This window comes from Alteromonas pelagimontana (genome assembly GCF_002499975.2).
Taxonomy (GTDB): Bacteria; Pseudomonadota; Gammaproteobacteria; order Enterobacterales; family Alteromonadaceae; genus Alteromonas; species Alteromonas pelagimontana.
The window spans coordinates 2,887,943-2,911,231 of record NZ_CP052766.1; the positions used below are offsets into that span (position 1 = coordinate 2,887,943).

Below are 23,289 nucleotides of genomic sequence, written 5' to 3' on the forward strand. Positions count from 1 at the left end.
CAATTTGTACTCGCGCGCATAACACAAGGGAAACACAAATGAACACAATGATGAAACGCACACGTATTGCGTTGGCAGTGGCAATGTCAGTTGGCCTTTCAGCTCCAGCTTTTGCCCAGGAAACCGCTTCCGCCATGGAAGGACGCATTCTATCTCCTACAGGTACTCCAGCTGCAGGCACAACAATTACTGTAATTCACGTACCGACAGGAACTGCCCGGGAGGTGGTTGTCGGCGAAAACGGCTCCTTTGCGTTGCGTGGTTTACGCGTGGGCGGACCTTATAAGATTGTTGTAGATTCTAACGAGTTTCAAGATACGACGCTTAACGATATATATTTAACGTTAGGTGATGCATATGGATTAAATCTTCAGTTAGAAGATGATAATGCAGACATTGAAGTAATCTCGGTGAGCGGAAGTTCTCTGGCAGCGAGCAACTTTGGTAGCACCGGCCCTACCACTATTTTTAATGCCGAAGATTTGGCTAACATGCCAGCTATTAACCGCAGCATCACAGATGTTGTGCGTGCTGACCCTCGCGTATTCGTAGACGAAAGCTTTAACGATTCTATTAATTGCGGCGGAAGTAGCCCCCGTTATAACAGCCTTACCCTGGACGGTGTGGCAATGAACGATTTGTTTGGCTTGAATAGCAATGGTTACCCAACAGAGCGGATGCCATTTTCCTATGATGCTATTCAGGAAGTTGCCGTGGAACTGGCACCTTTTGATGTTCAATATGGTGGTTTTACGGCCTGTAACATTAATGCGGTTACAAAATCCGGGACGAACGAAGTTCATGGTGGTGCGTTCTTTGACTATACCAGTGACTCTTTCCGTGGAGATGAAGTTAACGGCGTTAAGCAAGACAACGGTAACTACACTGAAAAGCGTTATGGCGTAAATGTAGGCTTGCCGCTAATCGAAGATAAGCTTTTCTTTTTTGGTGCTTATGAAAAAGTTGAAGGTGTACAGCTATTCAACTATAACGCGTTGGATGCTGGCAATATTACTCAGGATGAAATTGCGCAAATTACTCAAATTGCAGCCGACGTTTACAACTACGATGTTGGCGGTATGCCAGGTTCTGCCCCTGTTGAAGATGAAAAAATTCTCGTAAAATTGGACTGGAACATTAATGCTAACCATCGCGCTTCTTTCGTCTATAACTGGAACGACGGGTTCTCTATCAGCCAATCTGATACTGGGTCTGACGAATTGCCTTTGTCGAATCATTACTACGAGCGTGGCGCGGAATTAACCTCTATTGCTTCGTCCATATTTTCGGATTGGACAGAAAATTTCTCTACGGAATTCCGTATTGGTTATATTGACTTAGAAAATCGTCAGCAATCGTTGGATGCGGCTTCCGGTTTTGCTGAAGCGCAAATAAAGACGCCTTCGTCCGGCACAATCTATATTGGACCGGATGATTCACGTCAGTCCAATATTATGAACTATGACGCATTAACGCTTAAGTTAGCAGGCACATATTATGCGGGCGATCATAAAATTACCGCTGGCATAGAAAACATGGACTTGGAAGTTTTCAACCTGTTTATGCAGCACACTGTAGGTGAGTATCGTTTTGCCAGCATTGAAGCTTTTGAAGCCGGCACTCCATCTGCCATTTACTATAATAACTCTGCTGGTACGAATAATCCTAACGATGCGGCTGCGTCTTTCTCTTACAGTGTAATGTCGCTTTATGCACAGGATGAGTTTTATATAACCGATGACATTAAGTTAATGGCCGGTTTACGTTATGAAAGATACAGTACTGATGATTCTCCTCGTTTAAATCAGAACTTTACTGACCGCTATGGATTTGCCAATACTGCCACAGTAGACGGTATCGACTTGCTACAACCGCGTGTGGGCTTTACCTGGTCTGTTCAAGAAGACTTGGAAGTTCGCGGTGGCTTCGGTTTGTATTCGGGTGGTAACCCTAACGTATGGATCTCTAACGCGTACTCTAACGACGGCGTAACCAATATCGGCGTACGCGAAGGTCTGATACCAGGTTGGTCAAGTGGCACAACGTCATTGTTCGACGTACCGTTAACAGGTGAAGGGCGTCCGATCTACGACATTCCTCAAGCCTTGTATGACGAAGTGGGTAATACTAGTATAACCGATGGTGATGGGGGTACTAATGCAACCGCTCCAGATTTTGAAATTCCATCTGAATGGAAATATTCGGTTGGTGCAACTTATATTACACCTAATGATTTTGTGTTGACTGCGGATATCATTTATACAAAACGTAAAGATGCTGCTATCGTTCGAGATGCTACTCTGTCTCCCACTGGCGATACACTGTTCGATGGGCGCCCAATATACGACACCATTCCTGGACGTTTTACTAATTATGATCTCATTTTAGATAACGTCGATGGCGATAGTGGCGATTCCACTATATTCTCATTCGGTGTTACTAAGGATTGGAATAATGGGTTTGATAGCACCTTTGGCTATGCTTACGTAGATGCTGAAGATGTGAGCCCAATGACAAGCTCAACAGCAGGTTCTAACTATGGTAACACGGCTTTAATTGACCCAGTTAATCCAGCGGTAGCAACGTCAGATTACTCTATCGGGCATCGGTTTAACCTGACTCTCAACTACGCGCACGAGTTCATTAATGGCTATGCCACTCGCTTTAGTCTGTTTGCTACTGCCAACGAAGGTAAACCTTATTCGTTTGTGTATGATACAGAGTCCGAGGCTTTCCCTTGGGATGATCAATATGGACGCCAGTTACTGTATGTACCGCTTGAAAACGATCCTAATGTTGTATTTGCAGATGAAGCAACAGAAGCCGCGTTCAATGATTGGGTTAACTCTGAAGGGATAACTCGTGGTGAGATTACTCAGCGTAACGCAGAAACTGCAGATTGGTGGTTCAAAACTGATGTAAGAATATCTCAAGAGTTACCTGGTTTCATGGAAGGCCACAGCGCAAGCGCCTTTTTCGTTATCGAAAACCTCACAAACTTGCTGAATGACGATTGGGGAGATTTCCGCCAAGGTTCGTTTGTAGGTAACCAAGTGGTTCGGGTTGATCAGAACGATGCGGGCCAGTATGTTTATAGCAGTTTTTCTAATCCTGAGCAAAGCGTTCAACGTGGTCCCTCACTTTGGGAAATACGCATTGGTGTGAACTATAAGTTCTAATTTACGCTCTCAAAACCGCCGACTTTGCTCGGCGGTTTGTTTATGTCTGAAAAACTACCTCTCGACACCCATCTCATACCGCTCCGGTAAACTTAACCCGCCTTACAAGAGTATTAAACACTTTAACCTCATGGGAGATGACAATGAGCAAGCGAGTGTTAATGGTAATGACTTCACACGACGTATTAGGTGAAACAGGCAAGCAAACAGGAATGTGGTTAGAAGAATTCGCTTCGCCATATTATGCGTTTTTGGATGCTGGTTACGCGCTTACGCTGGCATCACCAATGGGCGGTCAGGTGCCAATCGATCCAAACAGCATTGCGGATGACGCCATGACTGATGCGACAAAGCGCTATGTGGAGGATGATCTGGCGCGTTCGGCTCTGGCCTCAACCATGGCGTTGGAAGATGTTCAGGCGGATGAATTTGATGCTGTATTTTATCCCGGCGGGCATGGCCCACTGTGGGATCTGTCCGATAATCAGAAATCTATCGAACTGATCGAAAAGATGCTGTCGGCTAATAAGCCGGTTGCTGCTGTTTGCCATGCTCCCATTGTGCTCAAAGAAGTAAAGGGCAAAGATGGCAAACCGTATATTAAAGATAAAGAAGTCACAGGATTTTCTAATAGTGAAGAAAAGGCGATGTCGCTTAATGATGTAGTGCCCTATCTGGTAGAAGATGCGCTAAAGGAAAAAGGAGCGAAATTTATGTCTACAAAAGATTTCGAACCTAAAGTTTGTGAAAGCGGTTTGTTGATCACCGGGCAAAATCCTGCTTCATCCAAACCCGCTGCCGATGCGCTTATTGCCAAATTAGGGCATTAAGCTGGAGCGCTTAAAGAAAATAAGCGCGAGAGAGTATCTGCGCGTAAATCGATAGTAGAGGCTGCAAGTGCAGCCCGAAGGCATCGTCATAAACCTGTCTTGTTCGTTGTTGCACAGATTTGTTTAGCTGGCTTTTTGTCTAGAAAGACTTCATACCGCGCTGCGATCAAAACAGGTTTATTTAATTCAGGTAGCGAAGAGCAACAGGCCCTAGACATTTTCAAAAAGATTTTCCACGCGCTGGCGAATTTCCTCAATTTTAGTGACATCGGCGGGGGCAATGAAAATAGTGTCGTCGCCAGCGATTGTGCCTAATACGCCATCTTTCTGGCTCAGCGAATCCAGCAGTCGCGCGATGAGTTGCGCTGCTCCCGGGCTGGTTCTGATGATTACCATCACGTTGTTATGTACAATGTCTAAAACGAGTTGTTTTAATGGACTTTTCGCCGTGGGCATGCCAAGTTCCGGGGGCAAGCAGTACACCATATCGCCACGGGCGTTACGGGTTCTTACTGCGCCAAACTTACTGAGCATGCGGGAGATTTTTGACTGGCTTATATTATCAAAACCTTCAGATTTCAGGGCGTCGACAATCTCTCCCTGAGATCCGTAGCTCTCAGCTTTAAGAATGTCTTTGAAGGCTTTAACTAGCTGTTCTTGTTTTGGATTGGCCATAAAATCCTGTCGTGATTGGTGTTGTTCGTGGAAAGAGCTATTATTGTGCCGTAGAGGTGTGCTTTACGCAATTTAAATGCATAATCATTCATGATTGTGAATATTGAAAGCTTAATTATCTAAATCTTTGCATAGATTCCCTGGTGATTGAGTTTTTCCTCATGTTGCATTACTGTGACGTTCCGTTTTTAGACGTGAAAATTCCATAGGAGAAATGGTATGAAAGTAGCCGTGTTAGGTGCTGCCGGTGGTATTGGTCAGGCGTTGTCTTTGTTGTTGAAAACTCAGTTGCCAGCAGGTTCTGAATTAGCGTTGTATGATGTTGCGCCAGTAGTTCCTGGTGTAGCTGTTGATCTTAGCCATATCCCCACAGCGGTGAAAGTAACCGGTCACGGTAAAGACAATTTAGCAGACGCATTAAAAGGCTGTGACGTTGTTCTTATTCCCGCAGGCGTTCCGCGTAAGCCAGGTATGGATCGCTCAGACTTGTTCAACATAAACGCGGGGATTGTTAAAGGTCTGATTGAAAGCGTTGCTGATAACTGTCCGAAAGCTTGTATAGGTGTAATTACAAACCCAGTAAACACCACTGTTGCCATTGCTGCAGAAACTCTGAAAGCTAAAGGTGTATACGATAAAAACAAACTATTTGGTGTGACCACTCTTGATGTCATTCGCGCTGAAACGTTCATTGCTGAACTGAAAGATCTCGACCCGAGCGCTATTCATGTTCCGGTAATTGGCGGACACTCAGGTACTACCATTTTGCCTCTGTTGTCGCAGGTTGAAGGCGTAAGCTTTTCCGACGACGAAGTCTCCAGCTTGACTACGCGTATTCAAAACGCAGGTACCGAAGTGGTAGAAGCAAAAGCGGGCGGCGGTTCTGCAACCTTATCCATGGGTCAGGCGGCAGCGCGTTTCTGCCTGTCTTTGGTGGCAGCAATGCAGGGCGAGAATGTAGTTGAGTATACGTACGTTCAGACTGACGACAGCGATGATGCGGCGTTTTTCTCTCACCCGGTGCGTTTAGGTCCTAACGGGGTTGAAGAAATTTTACCTTACGGCGATTTAAGCGACTTCGAACAGAAAGCGAAGGATGACATGCTGGAAGGTTTACGTGGCGACATCAAACTTGGTGTTGATTTCGTAAAAGGCTAATGTTAGCAAGATAAAAAAACGCCGGCTGATGCCGGCGCTTTTATTGGTTATACCAAACGGTATAACTTAATGTCACTCTACTTAACCTGTATTACGCATCCCGATTGCGATGCCTGCAATGGTAACCATCATGGCACGCTCAAGGGTCGAATTATGAGCATCATCACCCGCTTCACGAATTCTTTCCAGTAACTCAATTTGCAGATAGTGCAGAGGCTGCAGGTAAGCAGCGCGAATTTCCATGGATTCTCTACCTTGCGGATCTTTATCCATAATACTTTTCTGACCAGTCAACTTCAGCAGTGAATTGACGCTTTCTGCTAACTCTTCTCGTAGCGCTTTACCGAAATGCTTAAGTTCATCAGGCACCAGTCGCGCATCATAGGCTTCGCTGATACGCGGGTCGGCTTTATGAAACACCATGTCTAACATTGATAGGCGTGAGCGATAAAATGGCCAGCTGGCAAACATATCGCTAACAACGGCTTCATCTTCTTCTTTTTTCACTTTATCAATGGCTCGCATAACGCCCAGCCAGGAAGGTAACACCAACCGCGTTTGCGCCCAGGCGAATATCCAAGGGATTGCACGCAAGCTTTCAATGCCGCCCTCTGGCTTACGTTTGGAAGGACGGCTGCCAAGCGGCAACTTTCCAAGCTCTTGTTCAGGCGTTGCTACGCGGAAATAAGGCACAAATTCTTTATCTTCGCGTACTGTTTTACGATAATTATCACGGCCTTGAGCTGCCATTTTAGTAATAATTTCGCGCCATTGTGCTTTGGGCTCCGGAGGCGGAAACAGCATTGCTTCTATAATGGCGCTGGCATAAATGCCCAAGCTGCGCTTAGCCAGAAGCGGCATGCCAAATTTGTAGCGAATGGTTTCCCCTTGTTCGGTGACACGGAATCCGCCTTCCAGAGAACCCGGAGGCTGCGAGTAAATGGCAGCATGGGCTGGTAGCCCGCCACGGCCTATTGTACCGCCCCGTCCGTGGAATAGGGTTAACGTGGTATCAAATTCATCTGCCACTTTTACCAGCGCTTCCTGGGATTCATACTGAGCCCAGCCAGCAGCCAAGGCTCCAGCATCTTTGGCGGAATCAGAATACCCAATCATGACGAACTGGCGGCCTTTAATGTATCCACGGTACCAATCGATTGAAAGCAGCTTACGCATGACATCTGGCGAATTGTTTAAATCGTCCAGCGTTTCGAATAATGGCGCTACTGGCATAGGCCAGCTAACACCGCTTTCCTGCAGCAGTAACTGCACCGCCATAACATCTGAAGGCTCGCTGGCCATGGAAATGATATAGATCCCAAAGCCGTTCTCGCTATGTTTGGCGATTACCTTGCAGGTATCCAGCACTTCTTTAACGTCTGGCGAGGCATCCCACTGATTCGGAAAAAGTGGACGCTTCGAACTCAGTTCACGTAACAAAAACGCCTGCTTGTCAGCTTCGCTCCACTGACTATAGTCACCTAACCCCAGGTACCGCGTGAGCTCGCTAAAGACATCGGCGTGACGTTCTGAATCCTGGCGAATATCCAGCCGTAGTAAGTGAACGCCAAAACAGCGCACACGGCGAATGGTATCAAGCAACAATCCATCCGCTGTGACTTTCATGCCACCTTCGCACAGCGATGCATAACAAAGCAGAAGCGGCTCCAGAAGCTCATCGTTCGAGGCTATCCAGTTACTTTGATCAACCTGCTTGCCCGCGAGATAATCGGCAATGCCATCGCGTGTAGAAGCGCAGCGTCGAACCAATGGCCGCAGCAACGCGCGGTACGGTTCGTTACAGTCGCCCACTTTCTCACGCACTGCATCATTACAATCAAACATCGACAGCTCTACCTGCAGACGGTCAAGATCGATAGTAAACAGCTTTGCCGCCCGTTTACGGGCAAGCAAAAGCACTTGCTCAGTCACTTTTGCCGTCACAAATGGGTTGCCGTCACGATCACCGCCCATCCACGAGCTGAATTGAATAGGGGCGGCATCTAATGGCAGCGCCACGTTATAATCTGCTTGCAGACGTTCATCCATCTCACGCAGAAATTCCGGTACCGCTTCCCATAGAGAATTCTCAATTACCGAAAATCCCCAACGCGCCTCATCTACAGGAGTGGGACGCTCAGAGCGAATTTCTTCGGTATGCCAAGCCTGACTGATGAGATCGGCAATACGCGTCTCTACCCGCGCTCGCTCTATATCATCCAGTGATTCCTGATGGATAGACTGCAAACACCGCGCAAGTTCTTTATGTTTGTGAATAAGGGTGCGTCGAGTGACTTCGGTAGGGTGCGCGGTTAAAACCAAATCAATATTCAGTTTTTCCACGGCTTTTTGTACGTTCTCTGCTGTTAATTCGGCTTTGTCGAGATGTTTAAAAAGCGCGTCGATAGAAGCATCGACATTCATAGCGCTGTTGTATTCTTGTTCGGCTATATTCCCCAGATTCAAAAACTGAGCGAAAGCGCGACCGACTGTAAGTAAGCTGCTATCGGGTAAACTTTTGAAAATTTCTTTCAGGTTCTCACTACAGGTAGTGTCGCCCTGATAAGAAGCTCTTCCGTCTTTGCGTATTTTTTCTATACGCTCTAACCATTCCTCGCCTAACTCTGCCTTAATAGTCTGGCCTAGAACTTTTCCAAGATAACGAACTGTATCTTTCAGTTCCGCGTCATAGTGTGTTTGCATGGCGTCCTCCTGATTTCATGGCCTTAACCTTACTGCTTCGAAAGAAACTTGTCTAACGTCTTTAGTTATAATTTAAGCCATACTGCCGCGGTAGGTGCTTGCTCCGTTTTGGGTCAGGCAAGACATTTTACGGTGTGATACAATTTCGAAGGTTATAGAAAAAACGTATTAATCCGTTATTTGAAGCGCAAATAACGAACGAAAAATGTAATTAAATTTCAGGAGTAATTGTGACTGATAAGTACACAACAGTGGAAACCCAGGCAAGCTATGGTGTTGGTTACCAAATGGGCGAGCAACTAAAATCGAATCCTTTTGAAGGAATGGCGCTGGAAGCGGTAGTGGAAGGAATTCAAGATGCATTTAAGGGGGCGTCGCAGCAGGTTGATAACAACACCTTGCGTAATGCCTTTGGTGAAATTCATCAGCGTATGCAAGCAGCGAAGGCCGAACAGAGTAAAGCAATAGTCGAAGCCGGTAATGCATTTTTAGCAGACAATGCCAAGCGTGAAGAAGTAACTGTTACTGAATCGGGTTTGCAATATGAAATCCTGGAGCAGGGAGAGGGTGAGAAACCAACCGCTGACAGCACTGTACGTACCCATTACCACGGCACTCTCATCGATGGTAAAGTGTTTGACAGTTCTTATGAGCGTGGGCAGCCGGCAGAATTCCCCGTAGGTGGCGTAATAAAAGGTTGGACCGAGGCGCTGCAAATTATGCCAGTGGGATCAAAATGGCGCTTGTACGTTCCTCATGATCTTGCTTACGGTGAACAAGGTGCAGGCGGCGCTATTGCCCCTTATAGCACGCTGATTTTTGATATTGAACTGCTCGATATCCTTGGGTAGATTTCAGCCAGTAACAGCAAGCTAAGACAGTGGTGGCGCTAAAGCCGCCACTTATCAGCACTTTCCATCCAGATAACTCAAATTCCGCTTCTATCTATTGGTTGGCAGGGGTTTAAGAATCGCTCTGTAAACTTTTACAGTAAAAGCGTAAACTGCGTCCATAGTACATAGCAAATATTACTAAGTTATTTGCTCAACCGTTATCTGCTCCGAGTTGTTATCGCGTTGGGCATCATTACAATACCCGCACAAATAGCAAAGGACATTTATTATGATCATCAAGCCTAAAGTCAGAGGCTTTATCTGCACCAATGCCCATCCAGTAGGTTGCGCAGCCTCTGTGGCTGAACAAATTGATTATGTTCGTCAACAAAGTGACTTGGGCAAGGGCCCCGCTAACGTGCTGGTAATTGGAAGCTCAACCGGCTACGGGCTAGCGTCTCGCATTACTGCGGCATTCGGCTATGGCGCTAAAACTTTGGGCGTTTGTTTTGAAAAACCGCCTTCTGAGCGTAAAACTGCCACCGCGGGTTGGTATAATACTGCCGCTTTCCATGCTCAGGCGAAGCAGAACAATTTGTATGCCGAAACGATAAACGGCGATGCATTTTCTGATGAAGTAAAAGAAGAAGTAATTGCTAAAATTAAAGCCGATCTCGGTAAGATTGATTTAGTGATTTATAGTCTGGCGTCGCCTCGCCGCACCGATCCGGTCAGTGGCGTTACTTATAAATCGACGCTAAAGCCGGTAGGACAGGCTTACACTACCAAAACCTATGATACCGATAAGGATCAGGTTCACGAAATAAAGCTTGAGCCTGCAAACGATGATGAAATTCACAACACCATCAAAGTAATGGGCGGCGAAGACTGGGAGCGTTGGTTAGATGCCATGGCTGCGGCAGATGTGTTGGCTGAAGGCTGTAAAACTACAGCTTATACTTATATCGGCAAAGAACTAACCTGGCCTATCTATGGACAGGCAACTATCGGTAAAGCAAAAGAAGATCTTGACCGCGCTGCAGCAGCAATTAATGGAAAACACAGTTCTCTTTTAGCTGATGCCCACGTGTCTTCATTAAAAGCACTGGTTACCCAGGCGAGTTCTGCGATTCCAGTAATGCCCTTGTATATATCGTTAATCTACAAGGTGATGAAAGAAGAGGGCACTCACGAAGGATGTATCGAACAGATATTCGGCTTATTTTCTGATTGCCTGTATGGCGATTCACCGACACTTGATGAAGCAAACCGCTATCGAATGGATGGCAAGGAAACCAATGACGCTACGCAGGCAAAAATTAAAGCGTTGTGGGATAAAGTGAATCAGGAAAATTTCCATGAACTTAGTGATTATGCCGGATATCATCATGAGTTTCTTAAGTTGTTCGGGTTTGACATCAATAGCGTAAACTATGATGACGAAACCGATCCGATGGTCAGTTGGTAACAATTCGGTTGTAAAAGGCCTTCCTTCGGCCCGTTAGCCTTGGCTGTCCGAATTTGTTGAGAATACGTCGGACAGCGCTTGCAGGCATTTTCTACTGCGTTAACTACTGTTCATGCAGGCCATTACATGTCACAGCCGCTGCCTTGCATAAAGAACCTGCCATCGTTGCAAAACTGAGCGGTACAGAACAACAGGCCCTTGAAACGGCTTATTTGCGATTTACCCGCAAAAAAGCACGGCGGAATGGACTGTTTTTTACACTCAAAATAAACAAAAATAAACCTTTCGCCATTATTTGCATGGCGTAAGCCGGTGGGTTGATGTTAAAATCCCCGGATTAAGTAGGGGGCTTTTTCAACCTTACTTCTTCGACTGCGGCCATTTAAGTGCATTATAATTAAACAAATGCTGAGATGGACTGTGCGTTGATCATTGCAAAATGAGCATCAATAACAGTATTCAGGTCTGTTTCGGGTTATCCCGATTGTCTGAACTTACTGTAGGTAATTCAAATAGATGGTAGGTGAAACACACCTGAGTTCAGTGCATTTTTGCATGCTGGCAGTATGTTCTGCGGTCATGCAAAAAGGTTCTTCTATTAGAGTAGTGCGATTACATATGATAAAAATCAAGAAAGGTCTCGACCTCCCGATAAAGGGGGCGCCGCTACAGCAGATTTCCGATGGAGCTGCTGTTACGCGCGTTGCCGTTCTGGGAGAAGAATATGTGGGTATGCGTCCTACCATGCACGTTCAAGTTGGTGACAAGGTGAAAAAAGGCCAGATTCTTTTTGAAGACAAAAAGAATCCAGGCGTTAAATTCACCGCCCCAGCTGCAGGCGAAGTGGTAGAGGTTAACCGTGGCGCGAAACGAGTTCTGCAGTCTGTGGTTATCAAAATTGAAGGTGACGATGCTGTTACTTTTGAAAAAATTGCCGCTAATCAGATCAATAGCGCAACCCGTGAACAACTTCAGCAGGTTTTGGTAGATTCAGGCATGTGGACAGCGTTGCGTACGCGTCCTTTCAGTAAGGCACCCGCGCTTGATTCTGAACCTCATTCTATTTTTGTTAACGCTATGGATACGAATCCACTGGCTGCAGATCCTGCCCTTATTATCGCTGAACGTGAGCAGGATTTTGTCAATGGCCTAAAAGCCATGGGGCAGTTAAGTGCCGGTAAAGTGTTTGTATCTAAAGCGCCAGGAGCATCAATACCAACAGGTGATGCCAAAGTCGATGTGGAAGAATTTGCGGGGCCACATCCTGCGGGTCTTCCAGGTACCCACATTCATCATTTAGATCCGGTAGGGCCGCGTAAGAAAGTTTGGCACATCAACTATCAGGACGTGATGGCAGTTGGTGCCCTGCTGACGTCTGGGGAATTAGATAATCAGCGAGTCATTGCAATTGGTGGCCCAGCTGCTAAGAATCCTCGGCTGGTGAAAACGCTACTAGGTGCTGATGTCACTGAGTTAACCGCCAATGAAGCTGAAGCGGGTGATGTGCGTACCGTATCAGGTTCTGTATTAAACGGTACCACAGCGCAAGGTGTGCACGGTTTCTTGGGGCGCTTCCATTTACAGGTTTCTTTAATAAAAGAAGGCCGCGAGAAAAAATTCCTCGGATGGATCACTCCAGGTTCTGATAAACATTCTGTGACTCGCGCCTATTTAGGTCATCTGACGGGGACCAAAGAGTTCGACATGACCACTACCACCAATGGTTCAGAACGTTCCATGGTGCCAATCGGCAATTACGAACGCGTTATGCCACTGGATATTATTCCTACGCTGTTGCTGAGAGATTTAATTTCCGGCGACACAGACAGCGCGCAGGCGATGGGGTGTCTGGAATTGGACGAAGAAGATTTAGCGCTGTGTACCTATGTGTGTCCAGGCAAATATAATTATGGCCCAATTCTGCGTAGCTGCTTGAATACCATTGAGAAAGAGGGGTAAGTCATGGGTTTGAAAGCATATTTGGAAAAAGTAGAACCAAATTTCGAGCCAGGTGGAAAATATGAAAAATGGTATGCACTATATGAAGCTGCTGCGACTATTTTTTATACCCCAGGTAAAGTAAACAAGGCCAGTACGCACGTACGTGACAGCATCGACCTAAAGCGCATCATGATTTTTGTATGGGTAGCGACTTTTCCGGCGATGTTTTTTGGTATGTACAATATTGGCTTTCAGGCGCAGGAAGCGATTGCTGCAGGCGCGGGAACGCTGCCTGATTCTTGGCAGGCTGGCCTGTTCTCTGCATTAGGTGGCGATATTGCCAACGCCGGTTGGTTAGGATTATTTGGCTACGGCGCATGTTATTGGCTACCTGTTTATGCAGTAACCTTCGTTGTCGGTGGCTTCTGGGAAGTGCTTTTTGCTTCAATTCGTAAGCATGAAGTCAACGAAGGATTCTTCGTAACGTCGGTATTATTTGCTTTAACACTACCGGCTACTATTCCATTGTGGCAGGTTGCGTTGGGCATTACCTTCGGTGTGGTTATTGCCAAAGAAGTGTTTGGTGGAACCGGCCGCAATTTCCTGAACCCTGCGTTGGCAGGACGGGCATTTCTTTATTTTGCATATCCTGCACAAATTTCAGGCGATCAGGTGTGGGTAGCCGCAGATGGATTTTCTGGAGCAACCACATTAAGCCAGGCCATTAGCGTCGGTGGTGTTGATTACAGCAATATGAGCTTGTGGTGGGATCATTTCTATGGCTTTATCCAAGGGTCGGCAGGTGAAACTTCTACTTTAGCTATTCTTATCGGTGGCTTGTTTATCATATATATGCGTATTGCAAGCTGGCGTATTGTTGCTGGAGTTGCGCTGGGCGTTGCTGCATTTGCTACGCTGTTAAATGTCATTGGCAGCGAAACCAATCCGATGTTTGCTATGCCTGCACACTGGCACTTTGTCGTGGGCGGACTAGCGTTTGCCATGTTCTTTATGGCGACGGACCCGGTATCAGCTTCATTTACCAACACTGGTAAATGGGCGTTTGGGATTTTTATTGGTTTTATGACGGTTCTGATTCGTGTCCTTAACCCTGCTTTCCCAGAAGGGGTGATGTTGGCAATTCTGTTTGCTAACCTATGGGCGCCACTGTTCGACTATTTCGTCGCACAAAGAAACATTAAGCGGAGGATAGCTCGTGTCGGCTAAAAAAGAATCTTTAGGTAAAACTCTCGGTGTTGTGTTGGCTGTGTGTTTGGTGTGCTCTATTGTAGTATCTGGAGCGGCTGTGGGTTTGCGCAAGATTCAACAGACTAATGAAGCCTTGGATAAGCAATCGAACATTTTGACAGCAGCAGGTTTATACGAAGCCGGAATGTCGGAAGATCAAATTAACGCGACTTATGATAAATATATCGAAAGACGTTATGTTGATTTAGACAGTGGTGATTTTACTGAAGCTCCGGCACCCGATTACGATATGTATAAAGCGGCTAAGCAATCGGAATTCAGCAAAAGAATTACTGACAGCAACGTCGGCTTTCAGCGTCGCGCTAACGTGGCCAGCGTATGGTTGGTGCATGATGAAAACGGTGCAGTTTCTCGGGTTATACTCCCAGTTCATGGGAGTGGACTGTGGGATCTCATGTACGGCTTCTTAGCTGTAGATGCAGATGGGAAAACCGTAAAAGAGCTGATTTATTATCAGCAGGCAGAAACGCCAGGACTTGGTGGTGAAGTGCAGAATCCTTCATGGCAGGCTAAATGGGAAGGTAAAAAGCTTTACGAAGATGGCGAAGTCGCTATCGTTGTTAAGAAAAATGCTAATCCTGATGATCCGCATGCTGTTGATGCAATCTCCGGTGCTACTTTGACCAGTAAAGGCGTTCAAAATACGATCCAGTACTGGACGGGTGAGCAGGGCTTCGGTCCTTTCCTTAAGAATCAGAAATGGCGTTCGTAAAGGGGTATTATCGTGGCAGACACTAAAGAAATGAAAAAGGTCCTGTTTGGACCAATTCTTGATAACAACCCGATTGCCTTACAGGTTTTGGGTATTTGTTCAGCGTTAGCGATTACAACCAAGCTTGAAACCGCTTTGGTTATGTCAATCGCGCTGACTACCGTTGTTGCATTTTCAAACTTATTCATCTCGATGATCCGTAACCAGATTCCGTCCAGTGTACGGATTATTATTCAGATGACGATTATTGCATCGCTGGTTATTGTGGTTGACCAGATATTAAAAGCTTATACCTACGAGATATCCAAACAGCTATCGGTGTTTGTAGGCTTGATTATCACCAACTGCATTGTAATGGGGCGCGCTGAAGCATATGCGATGAAGAGCCCGCCACTATTAAGCTTCCTTGATGGGATTGGTAATGGCCTGGGCTATTCTTTCATTTTGGTTTGTATCGGTACTGTGAAAGAGCTTTTCGGTTTTGGCACAATCTTAAATTTCGAAATTCTGCCGCTAGTACAAAACGGTGGCTGGTATCAAGGTAATGGCTTGTTAATCCTGCCGTTTAGCTCTTTCTTCCTGATTGGTGGCATGGTTTGGCTACTTCGTACCTTCCGCCCAGAGCAAGTTGAGCCTAAGGAGTAAGTCGTGGAACATTATTTGTCATTATTTGTCCGTTCAATTTTTATTGAGAACATGGCTTTGTCTTTGTTCCTGGGAATGTGTACGTTCCTTGCGGTATCGAAAAAAATTAAAACCGCTATGGGCTTAGGTGCTGCGGTTGTAGTTGTACTGGGTATTTCTGTACCAGTGAATCAGATCATTTATGTCAATATTCTGGCTCCTGGTGCGCTGGCATGGGCAGGTTTTCCAGACACTGACTTGAGCTTCCTAAACTTCCTGACATTTATCGGTGTTATCGCTGCACTGGTGCAAATTTTGGAAATGAGTTTGGACAAGTTCTTTCCCGCTCTATACAACGCACTGGGTATATTCTTACCTCTGATTACTGTTAACTGCGCCATATTTGGTGGCGTGGCTTTTGCGGTTCAACGGGAATACAGCTTCGCCGAAAGTATTGTATACGGTGTCGGCAGTGGTATGGGTTGGGCCTTGGCTATTGTTCTGCTGGCAGCTGTTCGGGAAAAGCTGAAGTATGCCGATATGCCAAACGGCGTACGTGGCCTAGGCTCAGTATTTATGATCGCTGGTCTGATGGCGCTCGGCTTTCAGTCATTCACTGGTATCGCACTGTAATAACGCTTGGGAGCAGTTAAATGAATGTAGAAATTTTTCTTGGCGTAGGCATGTTCATTGTGATCGTGTTAGCGCTGGTCTTCATCATCATGTTCGCCAAATCTAAACTGGTGCCAAGTGGTGATGTGACGATTACAATTAATAATGATCCTGAAAAAGCAATTAAGACCTCACCGGGTGGGAAATTGCTGGGCGCGTTGGCGGAATCAGGTATCTTTGTATCTTCAGCATGTGGTGGCGGCGGTAGCTGTGGACAGTGCCGTGTGGATATTAAATCTGGTGGCGGCGAAATTTTACCTACCGAACTCGATCACATCACTAAACGTGAAGCGCGTGAAGGTTGCCGTTTGTCTTGCCAGGTAGCAGTAAAGCAAGACATGGATATCGAATTACCGGAAGAAGTCTTTGGTATTAAAAAGTGGGATTGTGAAGTCATTTCTAATGATAACAAAGCCACCTTTATTAAAGAGCTTAAACTGAAGATACCTAACGGCGAGAGCGTACCGTTCCGAGCTGGTGGTTATATTCAAATTGAAGCGCCGCCTCACCATGTCAAATACAAAGACTTTGATGTTCCGGAAAAATTTCGCGGGGATTGGGAACGTTTCGGCTTCTTTGATATTGAATCTAAAGTAGACGAAGAAACCATTCGTGCTTACTCAATGGCAAATTATCCAGAAGAGGAAGGCATTATTATGCTGAACGTGCGAATTGCTTCGCCGCCGCCTAATAACTTAAGCTTGCCTGCTGGAAAAATGTCGTCGTACATTTGGAGTCTGAAAGAAGGTGACAAAGCCACAATTTCTGGGCCATTTGGTGAATTCTTTGCTAAAGAAACGGAAGCTGAAATGGTATTTATTGGTGGTGGTGCTGGTATGGCGCCAATGCGCTCACACATCTTCGATCAGCTTCGTCGACTGAAAACCAAGCGTAAAATTTCTTTTTGGTATGGTGCTCGTTCTCTTCGAGAGATGTTCTACGTTGAAGATTTCGACATGTTGGCTAAAGAGAATGATAATTTTGAATGGCATGTAGCCTTATCCGATCCTCAACCAGAGGACAACTGGGAAGGCTACACAGGCTTTATTCATCAGGTGTTATTGGAAAATTATCTGAAAGATCATCCTGCGCCAGAAGACTGTGAGTTCTACATGTGTGGTCCTCCGATGATGAACGCCGCAGTCATTAACATGCTTAAGGAACTAGGCGTAGAAGACGAAAATATCTTACTCGATGACTTTGGCGGGTAAATAAGTCTGATTAAATGACGGAAGGGGGCTCTCGCTCCCTTTTTTGTATGTTATGAGGGGCTGTAGTGACCAAACATATGATTCGTACCGGGTTTTTATTTTTATCACTTTTTCTGATTGCTGCATGTAGCCGCGATACATTGCCGGTTGCGCATCTGCATGGCGATACCATGGGCACGACTTATAATATTAAATATATCGTAGGTGAGGCAGGCGAGGTTGAAGGTCTGCAAGAAATGATTGATCAACGCTTGGTAGAGATTAATAAGCTGATGTCAACCTATGATCCTACCTCTGAACTTTCAAGATTCAATCAAAATCGGTTTACCGAACCTTTTGCTGTTTCTGATGAAACCAGAATAGTAGTTCAGGAGGCAATTCGGCTCGGACATCTTAGCCATGGTGTGTTAGATATTACGGTTGGTCCTTTGGTAAACCTATGGGGGTTCGGCCCGAATAAGCGGCCCGAGAAAATTCCGACGCAAGAAGATATCGCCAATGTAAGGGATTATGTGGGTTTAGATAAGCTGAAAGTCACCAAAGAAGGATTGATGAAGCGGCATCCTATGCTGTACGTCGATTTATCTACTATCGCCAAAGGCTACGGGGTGGATCAGGTTGCTGAAATTATTGAAAGTCAGGGAATCACCGACTACTTGGTCGAAATAGGCGGAGAAATGCGGGTCAAAGGGCAGCGAGGAAATGGTGAATCCTGGCTTATTGCCATTGAGAAGCCGGTGACCACGGAACGCGCAGTGCAAAAAATTGTCTCAATAGGAACAAACGCCATTGCTACCTCGGGAGACTATCGGAATTATTACGAGCAAGACGGTAAACGCTATTCTCACTTAATCGACCCGCGCACCGGCAGCCCTATACAACACAATCTGGTAGCGGTAACGGTAGTACATCCGTCTTCTATGACTGCTGATGGTTTAGCCACAGCATTCAATGTCATGGGGTGGAAAGAGGCACGAAAATTAGCCGAAAAAGAACACTTGGCAGTGTTTCTTATTCGACGCGTAGAGGATGGCTTTGAAGAATGGTCATCTTCTGAGTTCGAAGATTTGGTTGAAGTCCATAATTAAGCGGTAATTTGTAGGAGGTAAATAGTGGCTACATTTGTATTAGCTTTTGTTTTTTTTCTGGCTATGGTTGGAGCGATGGCCGTCGGTTATATGTTGCAACGCAAAACAATCTCTGGAAGTTGCGGCGGATTAGGTGCTTTAGGCATATCTAAAGCCTGTGACTGCCCTGAACCTTGCGATCGTAAACAGGCGCGAATGGAAAAGGAGCAAGCGCGTCAGAGCAGGTTAAAAGAGTGGAAGGAGAACCAAATTCTCTAGTTTCGCCCTTACTAGTCGATTAGGAAAGGCAGCTTACGCTGCCTTTCCTGTCTCTGATAGAGAGCCTATTACTGCTGATCAACCGTCCTCTTAATCTCGCACTATCGTTGTGCCCTGAGCTGATCACCCATCAACCTGGGATTATATTAGGCAAAATATAGCGCCGCATTTTTTCTCTGTAAATCACAAGTTATTCTTGTAGAATACTGTTTATGTGTACAGTTTTTGGTGCGTTGAGTGCGTAAAATTATCCATATTGATATGGACTGCTTTTATGCCGCAGTGGAAATGCGGGACAACCCTGCGCTCACGCATCTCCCTATTGCTATAGGTGGAAGTTCTCAGCACCGTGGGGTAATTTCTACTTGTAACTATCCCGCTCGAAAATTTGGCGTTCGTTCGGCTATGGCTACGGCGTACGCAATGCGATTATGCCCGGACCTTGTGCTGTTGCGTGGGCGGATGGATGTTTATGTGCGTGAATCCCAAAAAATCCGCCAAATATTTTCAGATTATACCCCTCTTATTGAACCGTTGTCGTTAGATGAAGCCTATCTGGATGTGACTGACTCACCGTTGTTCGGCGGCAGCGCAACCCTTATTGCTGAAGATATCCGCAAGCGGATACGCGAAGAGCTTAACTTGACCGCTTCTGCAGGCGTGGCTTCCTGTAAGTTTGTCGCCAAAGTCGCCAGTGATGAAAATAAGCCAAATGGGATCTGCGTCATTACTCCCGATAAGCTTGATGCCTTTGTTCGGGTAATGCCGTTGGAAAAAATTCCTGGTGTGGGGCGGGTGACGTTACAAAAACTGCAACGTCTGGGCCTCAAGATTTGTAACGACGTTCGCAGCTATCCCTATGAGCGCCTTCAGCAAGAGTTTGGTAAATTTGGTGCTGTACTGTGGAATCGAGCTCATGGCGTTGATGATCGCGAAGTTAATGCTACCAGAGAGCGTAAATCTATCGGAGTGGAGCGAACATTGAGTGAAGATATTCTTAGCCTTGATGAATGCCGCCAGTTTTTACCGCACCTTCTGGATAAACTCGAAGAGCGATTGGCGCAACACAAGGAAAAAGGTGGCAACCGCCGAAAGTGCAGTATTCGCAGCCAGGGAGTTAAGCTAAAATTCAACGATTTCCAACAGACAACGGTTGAGCATAAGCAACATCAGCTTGCTCCAGAATATTTTTATACGTTGCTTGAACAAGCCTATGAGCGCAGTAAGGGGCGGGGAATCCGCCTTCTTGGCTTGCATGTGGGTTTGGCGGAAGACGTACCTGTAGAACAACTGACTTTCCCTTTTGAAGAACCTGACAGGAAAAATTATGATTAAACCAGGGCGATATATGCATTACAAAGGCAGCGAATATGATGTTATCGGTGTTGCTACACATTCCGAAGACGAAGGCCAGTTGGTGGTGTATCGGCCGTGTTATGGCGAAAAGGCATTGTGGGTGCGTCCTCTTGCCATGTTTACGGAAAATGTCGAAGTGAATGGCAGATCGGTGGAGCGCTTTCGATACATAGGGAATGCTGATGTTGACAACTAATTCCAATTCTTCCGACGTAGTAGGCGTTAAAATGAAAAGGTGCACTGTTTGTATTGGCTTGTGTCGTTGCTGGTTCCTCACGATGGTAGCGAGCGAAAAAGCCACATACCAGATATGATAATGCGACACCCAATTGCTTTGTTGTTCGTCGGATTCGGCATGTTGCTGTTTGCCGCGGGTTACGCAATAAATAACCATTTGGCCAGTTCGGGAGTAGGCGATATGACATCTTCAGCACATTTTAAAGACGGAAAGTTTTCCAATGATGAACCGGTAGCAGAAAATAGTGTCTGGAAGATTTTGAGCATTATGAAGCGTTCTATCATGGATGAAAAAATTGACCCGATTCCTAAAACCGCGATACCGGTAAAATCTGTGACATCAAGCCAACTGGAGAATTTGCCTGATGAGGGTGTATTTACTGTCAAGCTGGGACATTCCTCTATTCTTTTGAAAGTTAACGGCGAGCTATGGTTACTGGATCCGGTTTTTTCAGAACGTGCTTCGCCGTTTTCTTTTACCGGCCCCAAACGGTTTCATGCTCCTCCAATCTCGCTTTCTGATTTACCCCACATAGACCGGGTACTGATTTCTCACAATCATTACGACCATTTAGATAAACCCACCATGAAAGCACTAGCAAAAAAAGCAGGTGCTTATTTTGTGCCCTTAGGCGTTAAGAGCGACCTGGTCAAATGGGGGATTGATCCGGAATCTATTCATGAATTTGATTGGTGGCAAGAAAAGACGTTGCCGGCGGGAATGGTGGCGTTTACACCGTCACGCCATTTTTCAGGGCGGGCCCTTACCGATGGTAACACCAGTCTGTGGGGAAGCTGGGTGCTAAAAACGGCGTACGAAAGTCTCTTTTTTAGTGGCGATTCGGGCTATTTTTCCGGGTTTAAGCAAATCGGCGAGCGCTTCGGCCCTTTTGATTTGACGATGATAGAAGCCGGCGCTTACGATAAGGACTGGCCGGAAATTCATATGACGCCGGAACAGAGCGTGCAAGCGCACCTGGACTTGCAGGGCCGGACGATGATCCCAATCCACAACGGCACTTTTAATCTGGCCTTTCATCCTTGGTATGAGCCGCTGGAGCGAGTTCTGAACGCCGCAGACGCCAATGAAGTGGTATTGTCGACCCCAATGTTCGGTGAAGTCACCGGTCCTGATTATCCCGCTAATGTTAAACGCTGGTGGCGAGACGTGATGTCATCAACAGCGGGTAGCGATCAGAAGTAAGAGTAAGCTTTGTAGTAAACACTGCCTTATCCACTTTTCCTCTATCTCCCTTCGTGCGCGGCTTTTTCAGCTTTTGAGGTGCGCCAATTGCGTTTAATTTAGCCCCACTACACCTTCACGAAATTGGCTTGTCAAAAGTTGAAAAATTCTCGCGCTGAGTGAGCACACATCAAGGTGGATTAGTATAATCATCATTTCTCGTAAGCCAGCCCTCTTTTTATTTGGTTGGATACACCTGCTTCCCTGCGAGCCAGGTTTGTTCTACGCGGGTTTTCCAAAGGTCTTGCGGGGCAATGTCGAAAATATTCTGATCTACAACAACAAAATCTGCCCATTTACCCGGCGTAAGTCCACCTAACGTATCTTCCATGTGCGCGGCAAAAGCTGCATCCAGAGTAAAACCTCGAAAGGCTTGCTCTATGGTAAGCGCTTCTTCCGGATGCCAGCCTTCTACAGGTTGATTATTTCTGTCTTGTCGAGTGACGGCAGCGTGCAAACCGTAAAAGGGGTTCGCCAGTTCCACAGGAAAATCTGATCCCAGTGGTAATGCCACTCCCGATTTAATAAACGTATTCCACGCGTAGGCGCCTTTCATTCTGGATTTACCCAACCGGTCTTCTGCCATATTTTTATCGCTAGTAGCGTGGGTTGGCTGCATAGAAGGCAAAACTTTCAATGCTGCAAAACGAGATAAATCTTGTGGGGCAATAACCTGTGCGTGTTCAATACGGTTGCGCAAATCCTGTCCGCCAACCTGTTTAAAGGATTTTTCAAACTGATTTAGAGCAAGCTGGTTGGCGCGATCGCCAATAGCATGAAAATTTAACTGGAATCCGGCACTCAAAACCCCATTAAATAAGCCTTCAAAATCTTCAGGTTGGGTAAGCATAAGGCCATGTTGATCAGGAGCATCTGCATAGGGCGCAAGCAGTGCAGCGCCTCGACTACCAAGCGCACCATCTCCGTACGCTTTAACACTGCGGATATTTAAGAAGTCATCCGCACTTCGGATTTTACCGTTATCCAGCATCTGGGGAAGCGTGGGGTCAGTAGCACTTAACATGGCATAGATGCGAACAGGCAATGTGTGCTCAAGAGCGCGGGCCATATAGAAATCATAAACATTGTGGCTGATACCGGCGTCATGCATGGCGGTAATACCGAGAGACAACAGTTGCGCGCCAGCGGCTTCAAGTTGTGCGGCATAAAGGCTGGCGCTTGGGGGCGGCATTTCTCTTTCCACCAATGCCATTGCGCCGTCTATTAATACCCCGGTCGGGTTACCTTGCCCGTCTCGAATGATTTTACCGTCCACCGGATCTTTTGTCTTTTTAGTAATGCCGGCAATAGCAAGAGCTTTGGAATTTGCCCATCCTGCGTGCCCATCCACCCTCGATAGCCAGACCGGACGGTTAGAGACTTCGGCATCAAGGGTTGATGCCAGCGGAAAAGCACGATCAGGCCAGAGCTCCTGATTCCAGCCACCTCCAGTGATCCAGCTCTGATTTGGGTTCGCAAATGCATACTCAGCCACGGCCTTTGCTGCTGCTTGTGAGGACGGACTTTCGCGCACATCAACTTCCAGTAGATTGGCACCTAAACCCAACAAATGACCGTGAGCATCAATCAGGCCTGGAAGGAGCGTTTTTCCTTCCATATCAATACGAGTTAAATTGTCATGAGGTAATTGTGCCGGATCCAACGCACTAACCTTACCATCTTCTACCAGCAGACGAGAAAACTGTAATAGCTTGCCGTTTTCATCAAGAGTATAGCCGTTAGCATTAACAACCAATATTCGCGTATCAGCCATAACTGACAGCGAGAACAACACAAGCAGGCACTTTATAAAACATCTCATAATGGCACTC

At 46.3% G+C, this 23,289-nt stretch carries 20 protein-coding genes; 17 read left to right on the plus strand and 3 right to left on the minus strand.

Annotation, left to right across the window (positions count from 1 at the left end):
- Window positions 1–38: 38 nt before the first annotated feature.
- Window positions 39–3,179 (plus strand): TonB-dependent receptor, encoded by a 3,141-nt coding sequence (locus tag CA267_RS12695; RefSeq protein ID WP_075610399.1) that lies wholly within the window; start codon window positions 39–41, stop codon window positions 3,177–3,179.
- A gap of 143 nt (window positions 3,180–3,322) precedes the next feature.
- Complete coding sequence (locus CA267_RS12700; protein WP_075610400.1) at window positions 3,323–4,009, plus strand: type 1 glutamine amidotransferase domain-containing protein; 687 nt, start codon at window positions 3,323–3,325, stop codon at window positions 4,007–4,009.
- A 210-nt stretch (window positions 4,010–4,219) separates the two neighbouring features.
- Here the strand turns inward: CA267_RS12700 and argR are convergent, their stop codons facing one another.
- The gene (argR, locus tag CA267_RS12705; protein WP_075610401.1) at window positions 4,220–4,684 is read right to left on the minus strand and encodes a transcriptional regulator ArgR; all 465 of its coding nucleotides are present in this window, start codon (window positions 4,682–4,684) and stop codon (window positions 4,220–4,222) included.
- Window positions 4,685–4,903: 219 nt separating this feature from the next.
- Here argR and mdh point away from each other — a divergent pair, with 219 nt between their 5' ends.
- The gene (gene mdh, locus CA267_RS12710; RefSeq protein ID WP_075610402.1) at window positions 4,904–5,842 is read left to right on the plus strand and encodes a malate dehydrogenase; all 939 of its coding nucleotides are present in this window, start codon (window positions 4,904–4,906) and stop codon (window positions 5,840–5,842) included.
- Window positions 5,843–5,923: 81 nt separating this feature from the next.
- Here the strand turns inward: mdh and ppc are convergent, their stop codons facing one another.
- Entirely contained in the window at window positions 5,924–8,545 is a 2,622-nt protein-coding gene (gene ppc, locus CA267_RS12715) for a phosphoenolpyruvate carboxylase (protein ID WP_075610403.1), read from the minus strand.
- A gap of 230 nt (window positions 8,546–8,775) precedes the next feature.
- Between ppc and CA267_RS12720 the strand changes: the two genes are divergently transcribed.
- From CA267_RS12720 to CA267_RS12785, 14 genes are all read left to right on the plus strand, one after another.
- Entirely contained in the window at window positions 8,776–9,396 is a 621-nt protein-coding gene (locus tag CA267_RS12720; protein WP_075610404.1) for an FKBP-type peptidyl-prolyl cis-trans isomerase, read from the plus strand.
- 271 nt (window positions 9,397–9,667) lie between these two features.
- Entirely contained in the window at window positions 9,668–10,846 is a 1,179-nt protein-coding gene (gene fabV / locus CA267_RS12725) for an enoyl-ACP reductase FabV (RefSeq protein WP_075610405.1), read from the plus strand.
- Between the two features lie 143 nt (window positions 10,847–10,989).
- Window positions 10,990–11,154: a hypothetical protein gene (locus tag CA267_RS12730; protein ID WP_170669058.1), complete on the plus strand. Its 165-nt coding sequence runs from the start codon at window positions 10,990–10,992 to the stop codon at window positions 11,152–11,154.
- Window positions 11,155–11,464: 310 nt separating this feature from the next.
- Window positions 11,465–12,805, plus strand: coding sequence for a Na(+)-translocating NADH-quinone reductase subunit A (locus CA267_RS12735; RefSeq protein ID WP_075610454.1), 1,341 nt, complete (start codon window positions 11,465–11,467; stop codon window positions 12,803–12,805).
- Window positions 12,806–12,808: 3 nt separating this feature from the next.
- The gene (locus CA267_RS12740) at window positions 12,809–14,014 is read left to right on the plus strand and encodes an NADH:ubiquinone reductase (Na(+)-transporting) subunit B (protein WP_075610406.1); all 1,206 of its coding nucleotides are present in this window, start codon (window positions 12,809–12,811) and stop codon (window positions 14,012–14,014) included.
- Window positions 14,004–14,768 carry a Na(+)-translocating NADH-quinone reductase subunit C gene (locus CA267_RS12745; RefSeq protein ID WP_075610407.1) on the plus strand — a complete coding sequence of 255 codons (765 nt, stop codon included), beginning with the start codon at window positions 14,004–14,006 and terminating at the stop codon, window positions 14,766–14,768. Before CA267_RS12740 ends, CA267_RS12745 begins: the two co-directional genes overlap by 11 nt.
- A gap of 12 nt (window positions 14,769–14,780) precedes the next feature.
- The gene (locus tag CA267_RS12750) at window positions 14,781–15,413 is read left to right on the plus strand and encodes an NADH:ubiquinone reductase (Na(+)-transporting) subunit D (protein WP_075610408.1); all 633 of its coding nucleotides are present in this window, start codon (window positions 14,781–14,783) and stop codon (window positions 15,411–15,413) included.
- A gap of 3 nt (window positions 15,414–15,416) precedes the next feature.
- Window positions 15,417–16,025, plus strand: coding sequence for an NADH:ubiquinone reductase (Na(+)-transporting) subunit E (gene nqrE, locus CA267_RS12755; protein WP_075610409.1), 609 nt, complete (start codon window positions 15,417–15,419; stop codon window positions 16,023–16,025).
- A gap of 20 nt (window positions 16,026–16,045) precedes the next feature.
- Entirely contained in the window at window positions 16,046–17,275 is a 1,230-nt protein-coding gene (nqrF, locus tag CA267_RS12760; RefSeq protein WP_075610410.1) for an NADH:ubiquinone reductase (Na(+)-transporting) subunit F, read from the plus strand.
- Between the two features lie 77 nt (window positions 17,276–17,352).
- A complete protein-coding gene (locus tag CA267_RS12765) occupies window positions 17,353–18,363 on the plus strand; it encodes an FAD:protein FMN transferase (RefSeq protein ID WP_075610455.1) in 1,011 nt (336 codons plus the stop codon).
- Between the two features lie 24 nt (window positions 18,364–18,387).
- Entirely contained in the window at window positions 18,388–18,621 is a 234-nt protein-coding gene (nqrM, locus tag CA267_RS12770) for a (Na+)-NQR maturation NqrM (RefSeq protein WP_075610411.1), read from the plus strand.
- A gap of 237 nt (window positions 18,622–18,858) precedes the next feature.
- The gene (gene dinB, locus CA267_RS12775) at window positions 18,859–19,956 is read left to right on the plus strand and encodes a DNA polymerase IV (protein WP_075610412.1); all 1,098 of its coding nucleotides are present in this window, start codon (window positions 18,859–18,861) and stop codon (window positions 19,954–19,956) included.
- Entirely contained in the window at window positions 19,949–20,173 is a 225-nt protein-coding gene (locus tag CA267_RS12780) for a DUF1653 domain-containing protein (protein WP_170669059.1), read from the plus strand. The genes dinB and CA267_RS12780 overlap by 8 nt, the downstream gene beginning before the upstream one ends.
- 48 nt (window positions 20,174–20,221) lie before the next feature.
- Window positions 20,222–21,418: an MBL fold metallo-hydrolase gene (locus CA267_RS12785; RefSeq protein ID WP_232367546.1), complete on the plus strand. Its 1,197-nt coding sequence runs from the start codon at window positions 20,222–20,224 to the stop codon at window positions 21,416–21,418.
- Window positions 21,419–21,635: 217 nt separating this feature from the next.
- On the opposite strand, the gene CA267_RS12790 is transcribed toward CA267_RS12785, so the two are convergent.
- On the minus strand, window positions 21,636–23,279 hold the full coding sequence (locus tag CA267_RS12790) for an amidohydrolase (protein ID WP_075610413.1): 1,644 nt from the start codon (window positions 23,277–23,279) through the stop codon (window positions 21,636–21,638).
- Window positions 23,280–23,289: the final 10 nt, after the last annotated feature.